The organism is Acidovorax sp. KPB24-03 (assembly GCF_057546605.1).
The window spans coordinates 1-600 of record NZ_BAAJYR010000928.1 but is presented as its reverse complement, the minus strand read 5'-3'; the positions used below and the strand labels follow the sequence as shown (position 1 = coordinate 600).

General features: G+C 73.7%; 1 protein-coding gene. It reads left to right on the top strand.

Annotation, left to right across the window (positions count from 1 at the left end; genetic code table 11):
* A partial coding sequence (locus AC27KI_RS26855; protein ID WP_487116950.1) for an MFS transporter occupies positions 1–600 on the top strand: 600 nt, incomplete at both ends.

Here is a 600-nt window from a genome sequence, read left to right as displayed (position 1 = left end):
CTGGTGGTGGCCGCGGCGCTGTGGTTCGCCCTGCCCACGCTGCGCAACCCCCACCCGCCGAGCTACGGGCAGGTGCTGCGCTCGCTGGGCACGCTCGCGCGGCGGCACCCCAGGCTGCGCAGCCGGGCGCTGCTGGGCGGACTGTCATTCGCCTCGGTGAGCGTGCTGTTCTCCACCATGGCCCTGATGCTGGCAGGCCCCGCCCACCGCCTGGGCGATGCGCAGATCGGGCTGGTCGGGCTGGCGGGCGTGGCCGGGGCGCTGATGGCCAACGTGGCCGGCCGACTGGCGGACCAGGGGTGCGAGCAGCTCACCACCCGCGTATCGGTGCTGCTGGTGCTGGCCAGCTGGGCGGCGCTGTGGCTCGGGGGCACGTCCATCGTGTGGTTCCTGGTGGGCATGCTGGCGATCGACCTGGCGCTGCAGGGCGTGCACATCAGCAACCAGAACGTGATCTACCAGTTGGCCCCCGAGGCCCGTTCGCGCCTGAACGCGGTCTACATGACCACCTACTTCACCGGGGCGGCGCTGGGCTCGGCGCTCGGCTCCGCCGCCTGGCAGCGCGGCGGGTGGAGCGCCGCGTGCCTGACCGGCGTGGGG